17 protein-coding genes and 1 other RNA gene are annotated in these 17,565 nt (G+C 42.9%); 9 read left to right on the top strand and 9 right to left on the bottom strand.

Annotated features, from left to right (window positions below; all coding sequences use genetic code 11):
- The first annotated feature begins 14 nt into the window (after positions 1-14).
- Entirely contained in the window at positions 15-284 is a 270-nt protein-coding gene (locus PHF18_RS05240; protein WP_300099306.1) for a hypothetical protein, read from the top strand.
- 5 nt (positions 285-289) lie between these two features.
- Positions 290-650, top strand: an RNA gene (gene rnpB, locus PHF18_RS05235) — RNase P RNA component.
- Positions 651-748: 98 nt separating this feature from the next.
- On the opposite strand, the gene PHF18_RS05230 is transcribed toward rnpB, so the two are convergent.
- The 6 genes from PHF18_RS05230 to PHF18_RS05205 form a co-directional block, all read right to left on the bottom strand.
- On the bottom strand, positions 749-1,873 hold the full coding sequence (locus tag PHF18_RS05230; protein WP_300099304.1) for a geranylgeranyl reductase family protein: 1,125 nt from the start codon (positions 1,871-1,873) through the stop codon (positions 749-751).
- Between the two features lie 128 nt (positions 1,874-2,001).
- Positions 2,002-2,622: a DUF116 domain-containing protein gene (locus tag PHF18_RS05225; RefSeq protein ID WP_300099302.1), complete on the bottom strand. Its 621-nt coding sequence runs from the start codon at positions 2,620-2,622 to the stop codon at positions 2,002-2,004.
- Complete coding sequence (locus tag PHF18_RS05220; RefSeq protein WP_300099300.1) at positions 2,615-3,250, bottom strand: DUF116 domain-containing protein; 636 nt, start codon at positions 3,248-3,250, stop codon at positions 2,615-2,617. Before PHF18_RS05220 ends, PHF18_RS05225 begins: the two co-directional genes overlap by 8 nt.
- 101 nt (positions 3,251-3,351) lie before the next feature.
- Positions 3,352-4,611 (bottom strand): dihydromethanophenazine:CoB--CoM heterodisulfide reductase subunit HdrD, encoded by a 1,260-nt coding sequence (hdrD, locus tag PHF18_RS05215; protein ID WP_300099298.1) that lies wholly within the window; start codon positions 4,609-4,611, stop codon positions 3,352-3,354.
- A 2-nt stretch (positions 4,612-4,613) separates the two neighbouring features.
- Positions 4,614-5,396, bottom strand: a complete 783-nt coding sequence (gene hdrE, locus PHF18_RS05210) for a dihydromethanophenazine:CoB--CoM heterodisulfide reductase subunit HdrE (protein ID WP_300099296.1) — start codon at positions 5,394-5,396, stop codon at positions 4,614-4,616.
- 816 nt (positions 5,397-6,212) lie between these two features.
- Positions 6,213-6,890 carry an NAD(P)/FAD-dependent oxidoreductase gene (locus tag PHF18_RS05205; RefSeq protein ID WP_300099294.1) on the bottom strand — a complete coding sequence of 226 codons (678 nt, stop codon included), beginning with the start codon at positions 6,888-6,890 and terminating at the stop codon, positions 6,213-6,215.
- A gap of 2,214 nt (positions 6,891-9,104) precedes the next feature.
- Here PHF18_RS05205 and PHF18_RS05200 point away from each other — a divergent pair.
- Positions 9,105-9,503: a response regulator gene (locus PHF18_RS05200; protein ID WP_300099292.1), complete on the top strand. Its 399-nt coding sequence runs from the start codon at positions 9,105-9,107 to the stop codon at positions 9,501-9,503.
- 50 nt (positions 9,504-9,553) lie between these two features.
- Here PHF18_RS05200 and PHF18_RS05195 read toward each other — a convergent pair whose 3' ends face one another.
- A complete protein-coding gene (locus PHF18_RS05195; RefSeq protein ID WP_300099290.1) occupies positions 9,554-9,937 on the bottom strand; it encodes a ferritin family protein in 384 nt (127 codons plus the stop codon).
- 354 nt (positions 9,938-10,291) lie between these two features.
- On the opposite strand from PHF18_RS05195, the gene PHF18_RS05190 reads away from it, so the two are divergent.
- The 6 genes from PHF18_RS05190 (at position 10,292) to PHF18_RS05165 (ending at position 15,743) form a co-directional block, all read left to right on the top strand.
- Complete coding sequence (locus tag PHF18_RS05190; RefSeq protein ID WP_367279143.1) at positions 10,292-10,489, top strand: ATP-binding protein; 198 nt, start codon at positions 10,292-10,294, stop codon at positions 10,487-10,489.
- 30 nt (positions 10,490-10,519) lie between these two features.
- Entirely contained in the window at positions 10,520-11,278 is a 759-nt protein-coding gene (locus tag PHF18_RS05185; protein ID WP_300099288.1) for an RNA methyltransferase, read from the top strand.
- A 125-nt stretch (positions 11,279-11,403) separates the two neighbouring features.
- Complete coding sequence (locus PHF18_RS05180; RefSeq protein ID WP_300099286.1) at positions 11,404-13,509, top strand: minichromosome maintenance protein MCM; 2,106 nt, start codon at positions 11,404-11,406, stop codon at positions 13,507-13,509.
- A 174-nt stretch (positions 13,510-13,683) separates the two neighbouring features.
- Complete coding sequence (locus tag PHF18_RS05175) at positions 13,684-13,974, top strand: DUF424 family protein (protein WP_300099284.1); 291 nt, start codon at positions 13,684-13,686, stop codon at positions 13,972-13,974.
- Positions 13,975-14,125: 151 nt separating this feature from the next.
- Complete coding sequence (locus PHF18_RS05170) at positions 14,126-14,749, top strand: hypothetical protein (protein ID WP_300099282.1); 624 nt, start codon at positions 14,126-14,128, stop codon at positions 14,747-14,749.
- A 31-nt stretch (positions 14,750-14,780) separates the two neighbouring features.
- Positions 14,781-15,743, top strand: a complete 963-nt coding sequence (locus PHF18_RS05165) for a coiled-coil protein (RefSeq protein ID WP_300099280.1) — start codon at positions 14,781-14,783, stop codon at positions 15,741-15,743.
- Positions 15,744-15,962: 219 nt separating this feature from the next.
- Here PHF18_RS05165 and PHF18_RS05160 read toward each other — a convergent pair whose 3' ends face one another.
- The gene (locus PHF18_RS05160) at positions 15,963-16,598 is read right to left on the bottom strand and encodes an S-layer protein domain-containing protein (protein WP_300099278.1); all 636 of its coding nucleotides are present in this window, start codon (positions 16,596-16,598) and stop codon (positions 15,963-15,965) included.
- On the bottom strand, positions 16,582-17,559 hold the full coding sequence (locus PHF18_RS05155; protein WP_300099276.1) for a biotin--[acetyl-CoA-carboxylase] ligase: 978 nt from the start codon (positions 17,557-17,559) through the stop codon (positions 16,582-16,584). Before PHF18_RS05155 ends, PHF18_RS05160 begins: the two co-directional genes overlap by 17 nt.
- Positions 17,560-17,565: the final 6 nt, after the last annotated feature.

Genomic DNA, 17,565 nt, shown 5'->3' with positions numbered 1-17,565 from the left:
AAGAGATTTATGAAATGGAAAATCCATTTTATTTTATCGATTACAATACATATATATTAATATTTGGGCATTTCCCTAACACACAAAAGTTATATAGATTACACGTAAGGAATGCACCTGTTTATCCGGACAGGGAAAGAGTTAAAATCAGCCCGAAAAATCAGCAAGTGGTAGCTGAAAACAATTTGATTCAAGCTCCTTCTTTAGCCAATCTCCTTTTGCAGAAATATTATCCCATAAATATATATACGATCAAAAAATATATAGAGCAAGTTAATCAGTAACATGCGAGAGAGGCTGGACGGCTGCCGGACCTTCTGGTCTGAGGAAAGTCTCCCCACCGCTCCAGACACACGAACATCTGTAAAGGATGTCGGGCGAGAGCCCGGGCCCTGGCACAGAAACGATAACCATCCCCTGCAAATGCGATGATGCCATAAGCTGAGGTCGCAGGGAGAGTGGATGAAACGGCGAATCCTCGTGGGTGCAAGTTGGAAATCGGGAATAACGAGCAGTCTGGAATCGCCCGATTGGTTTTGGTAACGCTTAGCCGAATGCCGTCGATGCAAGAGTCCTCAGGGACTATTTCTTCCACTGATGAAGTGGCAGGAATTTTTGCATGAACAGAAGGGAGCTTACATGCCTCACTCGCATACAATTACTCTAATCTGTTCTTTATTCCTTTTCTCTGGTTTTTTTTAGGTATTTACCCGGGAAAACGTTCCATCCTGAGCAAAGAGACATTTCATTACCTTAGCTTGAAATTCAAAAATGCCCAGCGCAGGTAATCTTTATAATTGATCTTGAAATCCACAACTTCAAGATATTTATCAATCATTTTTTCACTTGAAGTGAAAATCTTAAACGTCCTGTCCGGGAAACGGTGCATCACCTTTGAAAACAGAAGGGAATACTTAAGGTGAGTCCCAAACTCAGCCTGGCAGAGAGACTCGTATTTATTCAGGTCTTTGATTTTTCCACCGCACATGCAAATTCCGGCAATTACTTCTGCAGCAAATTGCCCGGAACTGATGGCATAGGCCAGCCCTTCTCCAGAAAAGGAGTCAACAAAACCTGCGGCATCCCCGCTCAAGAGGACCCTTGAACCTGCAACTCTGCGCTTAAACCCCCCCCACGGGATCTTATGCCCATGCAGTTTGTATTCGCCTGTAAAACCGTTGTCTTTCAGGAACTCAAGCATTGTTTCTTTTGGGTGGGGAAGGTCTTTAACAACCCCTCCGATTCCAACTGAATAATAAGTCCTGTGAGGAAAAATCCAGCCGTACCCCCCGCCTGCAATCCCGAAATGCAGTTCGATGGTTTTTCCCAGTCGTTCTTCAATTTCTTTTTCATCGGCAGGAACTTCAGTGACCATGCAGATCCCGTACTCCTCTTTAGTATCCGCAGGCCTCACACAGGTTTTGACGAGCCCCTGTGCCCCCTCGGCAACGATTGCAAATTTTGCTCTGTATGTGCCCCTATTAGTCTCGACTTCGACACATTCGGGCATTTCCCTGCAACAAAGAGCCTTTTCCCCTGTATGAACTTCAATTTCGGTTTCCTTTGCCTTTTCAAGCAGGAGATTATCAAACATATACCGGGAGACAATCACTGACAAACGGTAATCTTTATGTGCCTCAATCAACTGGCTTTTGAAAAAGACTTTTGCACCTGTGACTTCCCACTCAATAAACTCCTCGGGAAGTTCAAAATCAAGATAAGAGAGAGCATGGTCCGAAAGCCCTCCTCCGCAGGGCTTGTATCTGGGAAATTCTTCTTTTTCAAGCAGCAGAGTATTCAAACCGAGCTTTCCCGCCCTTCTTCCGGCCGAGGCTCCGGAAGGGCCACCACCTACGATGATTAAGTCATACATGAAAGCAACACCTTCAAAAGTATCCTGAAATAAATTCAAAATCACAGATTAATTTGGAGAGGCACGTATTTAAAATATAGATTTGCAGGGAAAAAAGTTGCTTTTTACCCGGAAGAAGGAAATCAGGTTCAGTATTTGAAAGTTTCGAAAGCATCCAGAACCTTTTGATAATCCACTTCAGTTCCGAAGCAACCGTCCCTTTCCATCGGAACACCGTAGGTCACGATTTTTTTACTTTTGATGGCACGCATAACCTTATTGAGCTCGTAATCACAGGCGATAAGGAGCACTCCATCAGCTTTTTCCATCTGCAGGATGCGCTTGACAAAAGAAGACCCGGTCAGGATAAAAAGCTTGTACCCGTATTTTTCCGAATCTTTTTTTAGCTGAGCAAACACACATTTTCCACAGGACTTGCACTGGATGCCTTCCCTCGTGGAATGGGCAGGACAGTCAAGGGCCCGCATGCAGTGGGGAGCAAGAATGATCCGTTTCCTGGTTTTTACAAAAGCTGATTTATGAGCCATGTTTTTTAGGGAAGCCATCCATTTGTCCAATATTCTGGAATCCGAAAACTTAACAAAGAGATGCCTGAGTGGCATATAGAAAAAGTCAAGCACATTTGCAAAAAAGCCGGCCAGCCAGACATATCTGTTCAGGCTTATCCGACTTACCAGAAGAGCAGTCGACGCGATAAAAACCGAAAAGATTACTGTAAAGAACAGGACTTTTCCTATAAGATTATACATTGCACATCTCCATTTTTCTAATAATTTCTTCAACGTTAGCTTCGGTATTGAAGCAGCCATCACGAAGGAGAAGAACCCCCTGCACAGGAACAAAAGATACTTCCTGCATATCTTCTGCAAGCTCATTGTAGCAGGCAACACCTAGGCAGGCCCGGGGCCCGTATTCCTTGAAGATCTTTTTGACAAAACTGCCCCCCGGAATCACGAATATCTGAAACCCGTACTTGTCGCCGGCCTCACAAATCGTTGAAATATCACAGAGCCCGCAGCGCTTGCATTCATACCCGTGAACGGGGTCACATCTTGCCTTACAATTAGGATGGCGCATACACTGCGGCAGAAGAACGATGCGCTTCTCCTTCGTATGTACGAAATCATCCAGCATCATAGCATTCCGGACATCGATAAGAATATCGTCAACAAGGGTTTCCCGGATTCGAAAGACCTTACATATCCACTTGGAGGGAGAATAGAAAAGATAGAGCATGAATAATACGAACCCCGGAAAAATAATCCTGTGCTTTTTAAACGAATAAGCCCCTATAAGCAGGGCAAGCCCGGTACCTACAAGAGCAAGAAGCATCAGGGATATGAATACTCTTCCTAGAAATTCGTAAGGGATCTGCATATTCAAGGGGAGGTAGGTATCGGTATTTAAGTTTTACTATGAAACAATAAGATACAGGATCAAGAAAAATAGAAATAAAGAAAGCTGGAAAAAACCAGCCTTCAAGCCTTTTTGGGTTCTGCCTTTTTGGGTTCTTCTACACTAAGACCGAGTGCCTGTGCAACCAGTACAATTATATCCTCAACCTCGATGTCGGCTTTGAGGGAGTCACGGCCGTCCATGAGGTTCCTCTTACAGAAAGGACATGCACTTGAGAGGATATCTGCATTGGTATCGAGGGCATCCTTGACACGGGATTCGGCAACGCCGAGGGCGAGATCCGGAAGACCGGCCTTCACACCACCACCGGCTCCACAGCAGCGCTGGAATTCCCTGACCCTGTCCATTTCTACAAACTTAACACCCGGGATGTGTTCAAGCACAAACCTGGGAGCATCGTAGACTCCTACGTGGCGGCCAAGGTGGCAGGGGTCGTGGTATGTAACGGTCTTGTCGATGGTCTTTTCCCATTTAATCTTGTCTTTCTTGATCAGGTCTTCAAGGAACTCGGTGATGTGGACTACCTCAAAGGGCAGCTCTTCTCCGAGAAGCCTCGGCCAGTCAACCTTGGAGGCACGGAAGCAGCCTGCACAGGCGTAGAGAACCTTTGTGGCACCCTTTGCCTTAATGGCTTCCACATTGTGCTTTGCAAGATTCCGGGCCACATCATCGACATGAACCTGTCCGGTCCTGATAAGGGCGGAGCCGCAGCACCATTCCTCTTCCCCGAGCATTGTGAACTCGATGCCCAGCTTGTTCAGCACACGGGAAGTTGCAAAAGCCAGAGCGAGCTGCTTGTACCCGGCAGTACAGCCGGTGAAGTAGACAATGTTTGCCTTGTCTGCGATCTTCACGTCTGGGGGCACCCAGGCAAGCCTGTCTTTCTGGTCAAGCAGGTAGGGATTGTGGTACTGCCCAATAAGTTTTGGGAACATGCTCTGCTTTCCGAAGGGACCAATTCCTTTCTTAACAAGGTTTGTCCTCAGAGCTTCCCAGAGTTCAACGGTGTTGATCCCGGATTCACAGACGGTTGCACAGATACCGCAGGTGCTACAGCCGTGTAAATCATCCTTGAATTCTTCAAGTTCGGACTGGGGGATTTCCTTAGGGCCGAAAAGCTTTGCTTTAAGCCCGTAGGACTTGTCCATGTACTGCTTCCAGCGCAGGATCTTGTCCCTGGGAGCTAACCCGGGCTTCTGGCCAGAAGCGGCGTAAGTTGGACACCATTTTACACATTCACCGCAGCGGGTGCAGGAGTCAAGCTCCATGAGCTGGACTGCTGTAAGGTTCTTGGTGTCTATTGATGGAGTTTTTTTTGCCATTTTTATTCTCCTCCCTTATTTGCAAGGATTGCAAGAGGGGTGGCGATTACGTGTATGTACTTGCTGTACGGGATGTATGCAATACAGAAGAGCAGGGAAATTATGGAGTGGAAGAGAGCTGCAGGGGGTGCAGTTGCGGGGTCAAGCCCAAAGCTCCAGATAAATCCGGTTCTGATACCATCGGCAATGAAACCGGAAATCGTGACTATGAAAACTCCTCCGAGCAGAATCCAGTCATACATGATGGTAGCTTCCCTTGCATTCGAGACAACGAGTCTTCTGACCACTGCAATAATGACTCCAAGAAGCAGGACGTATCCGAAGATGTAGTTCGGGAGCGAGAGGAAGTCTCTGAACTCGGCGGGGGTGAATGGAAGCTCGATTCCGAACTTTTCAGTCATTTCCACCGCGAACATGAGCCCCGAGAGAGCAAAAAGGGACATCCAGCCTGCAAAAATCGTGAAGTGCATGAACCAGCGCAATGGGCTTCTCTTGAGAATTCTCCTCTGGAACATAATGTCGAGAATCAGAACCTCAAGAATCGGTTTTCCGTGTCCATGGTGAGACTCTTCTACTACCTGTTTCCACCAGGTCTTTAAAAATCTGATCGCGCTTCCCTTGCTTCCTGCCTGAGGCTCAAGGGCATAGCCTGTGACGCCAGCACCCCATTTCTGGAAGTTAAGGATCATGCCGTATAAGAAAATCACAATGGCTATTGTGCTGAATATCATTATCTGGACAAACGTAAGTCTGAGTGCATCCGAGAGCCCAGAGAAGTATTCCATCTCAATGCTAATAGTTTATTCCTCCTATATATGGGTAAAAACTGAGAACTGATACTGCTTTATAAATATCATTGATGTTACAGGATATCAATAACAGTAAAGACAGAGCAAGAACCGTAGCAACTGTCTGTATAAGGTTTGAATAGTCTGTTAGTCTTTGTATCTATTATATTTAAACGTTATCTTTAACATACAATACATCGAAAAGCTCGCAAGAGGCGCGAAAATAGGGAAACATTAAAGGGGTCTAACAGATAAAAAAAAGAGAAACTGGGAAAATAAGGGTAAAATTATAATATGTGAATTATAAAGAACCCAACTAAAATTCATTCTAGCTGAAAATGAAAAAAAACTGAGTTTAAGGAAATAAGAAAAAGGTGCTGAAAAAAGAGGCACTTCGTTGTTTTGTGTGTATACCCTCATAAGAACCAACGCAGTCTTGAATTGAGAATCGTCTTATCTATATAGAATGATAAACAACTAAAAAAAGATAAGACTGACTCCGAAAAAGCGAAAAATAATAGTATGGAAAAAGCTGGGGAAAGAGGGACATCTAGATTAAAATAGTTATAAGACGTTTGAAAGTACTTTTTACTCTGAAGTAAAACTACCCAGCATTCTTCCTTAGCTTAACCCGTTTGAAACTAGCATATCTGGATCAGTTTATTTGAAATAAGTTCATCTGAAACTTGCCCATTTGAAACTTGCCCATTTGAAACTTGTCCATTTGAAACTTGTCCATTTGAAACTTGTCCATTTGAAACTTGTCCATTTGAAACTAGCTCGACTGAGATTAACTCACAATTAGAGATCTGCTTACAGCCCTACCTCTTCTTTGAATTTCTCAATCCCGATCTCATCCAGTACTTTTCCGAGCCTTTTCGGCTTCCCATAACCTTTGTAAAAATTAATTATCTTTTCAACGAGGTCCAGCACCTGATCTTCGGAAAGGTCCTTCGCCACCACATCCCCAAGCCTCGGACTCGGACCTGCGCTTCCTCCGACAGTCAAAGTATAGCCTTTTGCCGTGCCCATGATTCCCAGATCTTTTATTATCGGTTCGGAACAGGAGTTCTGACAGCCGGAAACAGCCATTTTGAATTTAGAAGGAAGCTGCATACCGTGATATTTTTCATCAAGTTTCAAGCCAAGCCCGACGGCATCCTGCTTGCCCCTCTTGCAAAATGTAGTTCCGGGGCAGATTTTAACACTCCTGACACAGAGCCCGATGGCAGCCCCGGGTTTCATATTCAGTTCAGCCCATGCTGCATCCAGATCTTCCTCCTTAAGCCCTACAATCGCAATTCTCTGTGCCGAGGTAAGTTTCAGAGCCGCAGCTCCATATTTGTCTGCAATATCTGCTATCTTTCTGAGGGTTTTTGGATAGACGATCCCTCCAGGAATGTGTGGAGCAATTGCATAGGTTTCTCCATCTCTTTGCAGGATTGCAGCTTTCTCAGGAAGGTCTCCCTTGTCGTATTCTTTGCTTACCATATTTTCACATTCTCCTAATTTAATAGTTTCAGGTTTGTTTCAGGACCTAATTATCAGTTAGCCTGAGCTAATGTCCAGACATCGGAGCAAAAACTGAGATTAATGAACAGGCTGAAATTTTCCAGCAATATCTTTGACCCGTAAAGAAACGGATATGTAAACCCGTTTTAGCCCCATGAAATTAGACCCCCTCCATAACTACAGAACCTCGATAACCCGGCACCCTTCCGGATTAGAGGGATTAAACGTCTGGACCCGTAAAAGAGAGTGCCAGACCAGATTATATATTGCTCGAAACAATGTGAACTACCCCTCCCTAAAACTTTCGCTTAATAGCTCAAGTTTTTGAGGACGGAGCTTCCTGCTTCATGCTTGGTGGTTGCCGTTTTTTCCAAGTCCACAGGCTCTACCCGTTGTCCCTACGGTGAAAACATGAGTGTGATATACTTGAGATGTTCTGTGACTACCGTCTTTCCACGGCTTAATCCCGATCCCTTCAGGATGATTCTTGCCTCTGGTATCCAACTGCCTGATGCTTAAGTTCCCTTCGCTTGGTTTTCGCATAAGTTATGAAGGGAACCTTAGAAAGCGGTAGGTTAGTGGTGACAGCAAAATCTAATATTATATTATCCGCAAAGTTGAAATAGATTTTCAGAATTAAAAAACGATAAGATTAGAGGTTGACGCTCTCATCTCCCACCTGTCCGATCCGGTTCTACCGGATTGTCCGAGGAAGGAGTCTTCCCACTTCGGGAGATAAATTGTATCATTGCATAACTCAATACAATTTTTTTTCGTTTCAAACCTATTGATATTGAAAAATAAGATAAGTAAGTTAAGATAAGTAAGTTAAGATAAGTAAGTTAAGATAAGTAAGTTAAGATAAGTAAGTTATTAGATATCGAGCTAATTTTAAACCCATTAAAGAGGGACGAAAAGTGTGGTTCATAAATCAAAGTTGCGCTGGCGCACCCCGCAGCAAGCTAGGGGTATTCGACTGAAAACCACTTTTATTTCATTTGAGCTTGCAGGGCAGGAAATTAAAAAAAATCCCGCTCTTCTTCTTGCAGATTCCTCATGCGTAAATCATTATTGAATCGAGTCTTGCAGTACCTAGTTTTGTCCAGTATTTACAAATGACACAGTACTGAGTCTCACCATCTGCACTCAATTTAAGTTTAGCATTGCATTTTGGACATGTTTTTAGATGTTCCATTTATAAAACCCCTTTAATTTTTATTTTTAAACTTGATAACGAATCTTCAGAGCATGTAATGCAAGAAGAAGCCCAAAGGCGCTGAATCTACTGTATCCCCAATTTTATTTCCCAACTCCAGCACATACTAATAGAAGAAATTATATTAAATTAATTATACAAAAAATTGTTTTCAAGCAAAAAATAGTTTGAAGTAAAATATTTCAAGCTTACTATAATTTCAAACTTACTATAGCTCTTTTTTTAAGTAGGACTTACGCACTTGAAATACAAAATCAAGCACATTCGGCGTGATTACTGAGTTACTGTGCCTATAGAAGAGACTGAAAAAACCCATATAAGGGGCAATCAACCATTCCACTAACCGCAATACAGATTTAGTATCTGCTAATGGATTTAATTCAATCTTGCAGCTTTATCTATTACCTGTTCTTCTTTTGAGCTTACAGGGCAGGAGAGTATATACATGGCTGACAGCTAAAAGACAGATTAGAAGTCCGGGACAGGGTTTTCTTTAAGCTCGAAGTCTCGATAATCAGATTTTTGAAGTATCTGTAATCAGATTTTTGAAGTATCTGTAATCAGATTTTTGTAGTCTCGTTCTGTAGGGGCTTTTAGTAGGCGTTTGGCAGGTCTTGGCTGGATCGCCTGGGGACATTAACAGACATTGGTAGAATCCAAAACATAATGTTAAACAATGTTGAACAGACTCTATTGAACAGACTCTATCAGTTTGGAATTTAATTTGTTAAGTGAATAACTAAAATAGAGTTTTAAAGGTTGATCCGACAAAATGGATAAACATAGAACCCTATACTAATTTTGAAATTTTTAATCTGAACATCTTTTTTGCTTTGAGACAATTTTTCGGTTAAGTAATTTAATATAAGTGTGAAAAAGTATTGAATTTAAGGATCGGTCACAAACTTTTGAACATTATCTCAGAATTGAGGTCAGTACATAGAATATTGAGTTTTAACCGCATGGAGAATCCCCCAATGAAAGTATTGATTGTAGATGACAACCCCTCGTGTTTAGAGCTGTCTAAGACATTCTTAGAAGTTTTCCACGATATACCTTCAGATACTGTGGACTCTGCAAAAGAAGCTCTCAAGATGTTAGAGAAAGATTCCTATGATGTAATAGTCTCGGACTATGATATGCCTTTTATGAATGGTATCACGTTCCTAAGAACTATCCGTGATAAGAGAATCAACATTCCTTTCATTCTATTTACGGGATTCGGAGAAGAAATTATGTACCGAGCAATAGAAAATGGTGCAAATTCTTTCCTCCAGAAAACGGGGGACTCAAAAACCCAGTATTCAGAGTTATCAAAAAGAATCTGGCAGATTGTAAATAGCAGTACCGGACCTATAAGAGCAGAAATCAAATAAGGTTTCAAAACAATGGAAAAGAACGGATCAAGAGATCCGTTTTATAGTTTTTACTGCTGCTTTTTTATCCTTTCCAGAAAGCCCCTGAGACCTGCTTTATGCCTGGCTTCGTCAAGGGACGCCCTCTCAAAGAAAAGGGCAGCTCTGGTATTGCCTTCCTTTCGGGCAATTTCTGCAGCTTTGGCTTTTTCGACCTCGGCTTTGCTTTCCCCTTCAAGCATCATTTCAAGATTTTCAATCGTCGAGCTTTTTACCAGTCCCATAATTTCAGCCACTTCTGTGGCATGCCAGGCTTCGTCCATTGCTATCTGGCGAAGGTAAACTGCAACATCTGCAAACCCTTCCTGTTCAGCAACCTTAGACATTGCCAGATACCATCCAACTTCCGTGGTCTCTCCTTCAAAAGTATCTTTCAGAATCTTTTCAAGATCCATAAAATCACCATTTCTCCTTTAAAATAATCATACATATAAATTAACCGTATTATAGGATTTTAAACTAAAGATTCCTTATGATCAGGAAAATAGAAATTTCTGGCTGTATTAAATCCCTACATTCGACTTTTTTATGTGAATACAAGCTTCAACACTAATATATTAAGGGGAATAAATAAGAGTTCTGCATATACATAAAGACAAAAAAGATTACAACATGTAAAGAGAAAAATAAGAAGTAAAGAGTGATTACAAAAATATAACAATAAAAATAATAATAATAATGATAATAATAATAATGATAATAATAATGATAATAATAATGATAATAATAAAAATTGGAAAACATTCAATATGAAAATATATATTGATGAAGAGAAATGTACAGGTTGCGGGGCATGTAAGGCTGCCTGCCCTAAAGGTCCGAGGATTTATTCCATAGAAGAAAAAAATGGTAAAAAGATTTGTGTTCTGAAAGACCCTTCTTACTGTCTGGGGTGCAGAATGTGTGTGACTGTCTGTATGGCAGATGCAATTACCCTCGAAAACTAATTTTAAAAAACACAGTCAGGATTGAGAAATTTGTCACTTGAAATTCGCGTAGTGCTTGTGGAACCCATTTACCAGGGAAATGTGGGATCGGTTGCTAGAGCAATGAAAAACTTTGGATATTCTGATATGGTTCTGGTAAACCCCTGTGAGCTCGAGGGGCAGGCAAGAGCAATGTCTTCTCACGCAAGGGATGTACTCGAAGGAGCCAGAATCACCTCGACCCTTGAAGAAGCCGTAAGAGGTGCAGACCTGCTCGTAGGGACCACAGGAGTCTCAAGCCTGAAGGGAGGAGAGCATATCCGCCTTCCTCTTTATACTATAAGGGAATTCAAAGAAAAAATTAAAGAATATAGCGGCACCATTGCGGTCCTTTTCGGGCGTGAAGATAGCGGCTTCAGAAACGACGAGCTCAAAGGCTTTGATATGCTCATTACGGTTCCGACCTCAGAAATCTATCCAATAATGAATCTTTCTCATGCGATTGCAATTGTGCTTTACGAGCTTTCGGAACTGGAGGGAGGAAGCAATCCGCTTGCTGAAGGCTTTGACTTGCAGCTTATGTACGGGCATATAGATGAACTGCTTGAGGAGATAGACTATCCGGCTCACAAAAAAGACAAAACTTCCCTGATGCTGAGGAGGATATTCGGAAGAGCCGGGCTGACCCCAAGAGAGGTCCAGACTCTGAGGGGTATAATGAGGAAAACAGAGAGAATGATGGGATTTGCAGCAGAGGCTGAAAACCTGCAGAAAGCAGAAGATTCGGAAAGCATAGAAAAGTTCATATGATAATAAATCTGTTTTACATCAGAATCTATTGTACGTTTTTTAACTTTTTTTAGGCCCGTTTTTAAGCAGAGACCGGATAAAGATGGAAAAATTTTACATAAAAGCCAGGTATTTTTGAGAACGCCATGACCGAGACAGAAAGCAAGTGGGACGAAAAACTAAAAAGATTTTTTAAAGATTACTACTGGAATGAGATCCTTCAGCTTGCAAACGAATATCCGGACCAGCGAAGTCTTGGAGTGGACTTTACAGATATCGAGAAGTTTGACAGGGAGCTTTCGAAAGAGTTTCTTGAGCACCCCGGAGAACTTGTATTTGCAGCTGAAGCTGCCCTGAAAGAAATTGACCTTCCTGTAGAAAAGAGCCTTGAGCAGGCTCATGTAAGGATTATAAAAATCCCGAACAGGGTCCCTATAAGGGAACTGAGAAGCAAACACCTCTCACGGTTTATTGCAATCGAAGGCATGATAAGGAAAGCCACAGAGGTAAGGCCAAGGATTACTCAAGCCGCCTTTCAGTGTATGAGATGTGGGCACCTTACCATTGTCGAACAGAACAGTTTCAAGTTCGAGGAGCCCTTTGCAGGCTGTGAAAATGAGACCTGCGGAAAAAAAGGGCCTTTTAAGGTTGCGATTGAAGATTCCACCTTTATAGATGCCCAGAAACTTCAGATCCAGGAATCTCCGGAAAACCTTAAAGGAGGGTCGCAGCCGCAGAGCCTGGAAGTGGACGCCGAAGACGACCTTACCGGTAATGTTACCCCTGGAGACCGCGTTATCATTAACGGAGTCCTGAAATCAAGGCAGCGCACCCTCAAAGACGGGAAATCCACATTCTATGACCTGGTGCTGGAAGCAAATTCTATCGAGCGCCTGGACAAAGATTATGACGAACTTGAAATAACTCCCGAAGACGAGGAACAGATCCTAGAACTTTCCCGTGACCCTGCAATCTATGAAAAAATCATAGCGTCCATTGCGCCCTCTATCTATGGATATGAAGACATCAAAGAAGCCCTTGCCCTTCAGCTTTTTTCAGGAGTTGTGAAAAACCTTCCTGACGGGGCGAGGATAAGAGGCGATATCCATATGATGCTTGTAGGCGACCCTGGAATTGCAAAAAGCCAGCTGCTGCGTTATGTGGTTAAACTCTCGCCAAGAGGCGTGTTTACATCAGGGAGAAGTGCATCTGCTAGCGGTTTGACTGCTGCTGCCGTTAAAGACGATATGAACGACGGAAGATGGACAATCGAAGGCGGTGCCCTTGTCATGGCTGACATGGGGATTGCTGCGGTTGACGAAATGGACAAAATGAAGACAGAGGATAAGAGCGCCTTGCACGAGGCAATGGAACAGCAGACTATAAGTATTGCAAAAGCCGGGATTATTGCTACTCTTAAGTCTCGCTGTGCTCTCCTCGGAGCTGCAAACCCAAAATACGGACGTTTTGACCGATATGAGGGACTCGCAGAACAGATAAATATGCCTCCAGCACTGCTTTCCCGTTTTGACCTCATCTTTGTTTTGCTCGACACTCCAAACCATGCCCTGGACAGCAGGATTGCAAACCACATCCTTCAAGCGCATTATGCAGGAGAACTCTCCGAACAGAGGCAGAAACTTCCCGGATCTAAGATCACAGAAAGTTTTGTTGATGCAGAACTGGAAATAATCGAGCCTGTGATAGACGCGGAAATTATGCGGAAGTACGTTGCATATGCACGAAAAAATGTGTACCCTGTAATGGAAGTAGACGCACGACAGTACCTTATCAACTTCTATACAGACATCCGGAAGAGTGGAGAAGGCAAGAATACGCCTGTACCCGTGACAGCAAGACAACTTGAGGCGCTGGTTCGCCTCTCTGAAGCCAGCGCAAGAGTACGCCTGAGCAATATAGTCACTCTGGGAGATGCAAAACGGACTATAAGAATCACCATGAATTGCCTTAAAAACGTGGGTGTTGACCCTGAAACTGGAGCTCTTGATGCAGACGTACTTGCTTCAGGCACAAGCATGAGCCAGAGAAATAAAATAAAACTCCTTAAAGACATAATAAAAAAGGTCTCAGAGAGACATACCGGTGCCAAAGCCCCTCTCGAAGAAGTTTATGCAGAAGCTGAAAACGAACACGGGATAGACAGAGGACACGCAGAGGAATATATAAAGAAAATGAAACAAAGAGGGGATATTCTTTCTCCTGACCAGAGCCATATCAGGTTAATTAATTAAGTTAAAAAACAGAGGACATATAGCCTGAAAAAGTTGCTGCGTACCATAAGTCCCTCAGGCAGGAGCAAACTACCCATAAACAAAATAATGGTGGTTAAGCTGTAAATACTAAAAGAGCGAAATGGTTAACCTGTAAATACTAAAAGGGCGAAGTATTACTTAAAAAGGGAAAATATGTATCTAAAGATTTATAAAAATGAAGGGCGCAGGCTTGTTGCAGCCTGTGATAAGGAAGTGCTCGGAAAAACCCTGAAACATGGCAACGCCGTAGTAGAGATTAGCAGTGCTTTCTATGGAGGGGAGCTTGCCTCTGAGGAAGAACTTCAGCAAGTACTGGAAGAAGCTATGACTGCAAATCTCTTCGGGGAAAAAACAATCAAATGCGCCATAAAGTGCGGGCTTATCGATCCTGATTCTGTAATCATGATCGAAGGTGTACCACATGCTCAGATATTCAGAGTTTGAAAAAAATCTTAAAACTCTTATATCTCACGCTGGTTGTGTAAATGGCTAAAAAGTGGTATACGGCAATTCCCGGTTTAATTTTCCGGGCTGGCCCTACCAGAGCCGGATAAAAATAAAACCTATCAAAATAAAATTACAAAATCGTGATACTGTGAGCGGAAATATTGAAGAAGCCGGGATCAAAATGCTGACCGAAGGGGAACTGATTTCCGGGGTTGTGGAAAAACACAACAGGTTTCTGGAAGAATACCGAAAGGAGTTTAAAGAACTGGACATCAGGCTGAACCAGTTAGAAGAAGATGCAAAAACTACCAAAATTTCCAGAACCCGTATGGCGGAGCGAAAAGAAGTCCTGAAGGAAAAACGCCAGCAATATTACCATCAGGCAGAGGGATTGCTCGAAAATGAGCTATTTCCAAAGCTGGATACTGTAACTGCGGATAAAATAAAGGAAGATATTAAAAAACTCAAAGGACAGATCGAACCCGAAGAGGAACAGACATTTGAAGACTCTTTTATGGAAAACCTGCAAGAACTCATCAGGGAAAAGGGAGCTGAAGAAAGCATTCTCCTGCAAATCAGAGCCAGATTGGAGGACGCTAGAAACTCAAACCTGGAATTAAAAAAGATAACAGAGTCTGAAAAACAACTTGAAGAGGATGATGGAAACAAGAACAGTGAAATTTCCAAAGATAAACCCCAGCACAAATGGCTCAGCAGCAAAATAAAAAGTCACGAAGAAGCCCTGAGTTACTGGGAAAAACAAAAAGTATAACAGTTTTCGGAAAACACTTGGGTGGTAAGACATGAACAACGACGTTTCAACAGCAGAAACTGCAACGGCCGACCTTTCAAACCTTAACGAACGAGAGCTTAAGGGCAAGGTAAACGAGCTCAGGAGCAGGATAGAGAAAAGTGAAAGGCAATTGGCATCGATTTTTAAGGAACTGAAAATAAACAGGACCGATATAGACGAATTGAAAGAAAAAAGAGACTCTCTGAACAAGCAGGTTAAGGAAAGGGTTGCAAAAGCACAGTCACTTAGAGACCAACGTGACAAGATAAATAAGCAAATTGGAGAGTATAAAGAGAAAAGGAGCGACGTAAATTCCAAAACACAGGAGCTTTTTTCAGGAATTGCGAACCTCAAAGAACAGCGTGATGAATGCAACAAACTCTCTCATGGAAGCGTAGAATCCCTCTCAAGGGCGTATGAGGCTGAACTGGATGCTTTTTATAATAAAGAACTCCCCCTTGAAGTAGAAATCAAGATACTCCAGAAGTTAAGCGACCTGAGTAAACGCCTTGAAGCTGCAAATAAGGCAAATGAGCTGCATGCACAGATCCAGGAGAGTTATAGAGAATCCAAAGGAATTCATAAAGAAGGGGACGAGTTCCACGAAAAAATTCAGGAACTTTCGGACGAATCTCAGGCATGCCACCTGGAAATGCTCGAAAACTTCAAGGCAGCAGACGAAATCCGAAAAGAAGCAAATATGTACCATGCCCAGCTTACGGATAAAATTGCAAACATAAATGCCATTAAAGAAAAAATAGACCCCCTAAAGAACAGCATCTCCGGCAGCCGAAAGGAACTCTCTTTAGACCTTGACAGGCTAAAAGACCTCCAACTGACGAAAGATGAGCATAAAGTCAGCCAGAAGCACAGTGATGCCCGCGAAAAATTGCAGAAAAATGCTCGCCTCAGCCTGGAAGACCTTAAACTCCTTATAGAAAAGGGAGATGTAAAGTTCTCTACAAAAGACTGAGAAGGTAGAAATAAAAGCAAAAAATCAGGGTTGAAAACCGATTGTAAAAAGTCTGTTTCAGACATTTCAGACTTATCTTTTCATCGGGAACTCTAGTTTAAACTTCAGTTCCCAATTTTGAAATCTGGTTCTGCTTTAAATACATAGTTTTTACTTTTGAGTCTGACTTTTACATTTAAAACAGGTTTGAAAACTATTCAACAAATCACTTTTCTTAAATCACTTTTTTTTATATACTCCTGCAAAAAAGCCAGTTACCAAAAAAACGGCTCCAATGCTCAAAAGAAATAGAGGCATATCAAAACCTTCTGCCTGGTTTTCAAACACAGTAGGGGTAGAAGAGTTGTCATCAGAGTTATTGGCAAGAGTAGGCACGGGTTTCTGAGGCATGGGAAGCCTGGGATTAAGATATTGATACACTGGAGAGAACCTTACAAGTACTCCATTTGCCCCACCGTAGATAGTGTCCACTGTGAGGTTCAAAATCTCAGTAGAGTTATTAGAATATACAAAAGTGCCGCCCTCACTGACAATAGCATCTTCAAGGAAAACCCCGTCACTACGAAGTTCGATCCATACCCTGCTCCCCTCAGGATCAGCACCCTTTACGTAAATCTGATAATCCTGTAAGAAAGTGTAGTAGTCGCCTGACTGCACATAAATCTCGTCCCCGTCAATTAAAATAATGGGAAGTTGACCCTCATCTGCACTGGCAGAGACAGGAAGGACTGAACAGAAGAGAACTGAACAGAAGAGAACTGAACAGAAAAAAAAGACCAGAAGGGTGAAAAAAAGTGCAGGTCGGAGAGTTGTTTCTGTCCTGCATTTTCTTCCGTGTTTATTTGGGACGTGCATAAATGCATCTACCTGCAATAATTTCTTCTTTGGTATCATCTGCCTTTCTGATTATAAGCGCTCCGTCCGGAGTTACTCCAACAGCCTTGCCTTCTATTATTCTGGAAGGTGTGGTGACCTTTACCTCCCTACCAATCGTATCCGATAGAGCAAGCCACTCATTGAGAATATGGGAAAAGGGCTGGGTCTTGAAACTTATATACTGCTGCTCAAGCTCAAAGAGGAAATCCTGCAGGAACGAAACTCTTCTTAGATGTCTTCCAAGCTCGACTTTCAGAGTGGTCGAACCAGCACGGAAAGACTCCGGAATATCCTTTAAATCCATATTTACATTAATTCCGATCCCGAGAACGACATAATCCACCCTATCCACTTCAGCTTTTGCTTCGGTAAGGATCCCACAGACTTTCTTCCCATTGATACGGACATCGTTTGGCCACTTGATGCGGGCATCAAGCCCCATATCGCGAATTACATTTGCAACTGCAAGCCCGGCAACAAGGGTCAGCCTTGAGGCGTGCCTGAGAGGAATCCCGGGCTTCAGGATCACAGACATCCATATTCCGCCGTGGGGTGAGACCCATTCCCTGCCCATGCGGCCCCTTCCTCCCTTCTGTATCTCAGCGATAACAAGAGATCCTTCTTCCTCGGAAGCTGCAATTTCTTTAGCAATACTATTAGTGGAGCTAACTTCCTCGAAATAATGAATCTTCTGTCCCAGAAGAGTTGTTTTGAGCCCCATCTGGATCTCATCAGGGTACAGGAGTTGAGGCACTGATTTCAGAACATAACCCCTCTTCGGGGCCGATTCTATTTCATATCCGTCAGCCTGGAGGGATTTGATGTATTTCCATACCATCGTCCTGGAAATTCCAAGCTTGGCCCCCAGTTCCTCTCCGGAAACGGGGGTTTTCTGTGCATCTTTAAGTGCCTTAATAATTCGAGATCGTTTATCTCCCATCCGCGC

Source organism: Methanosarcina sp., assembly GCF_028693135.1.
GTDB lineage: Archaea > Halobacteriota > Methanosarcinia > Methanosarcinales > Methanosarcinaceae > Methanosarcina.
This window is presented reverse-complemented; position numbering and strand designations above follow the sequence as displayed.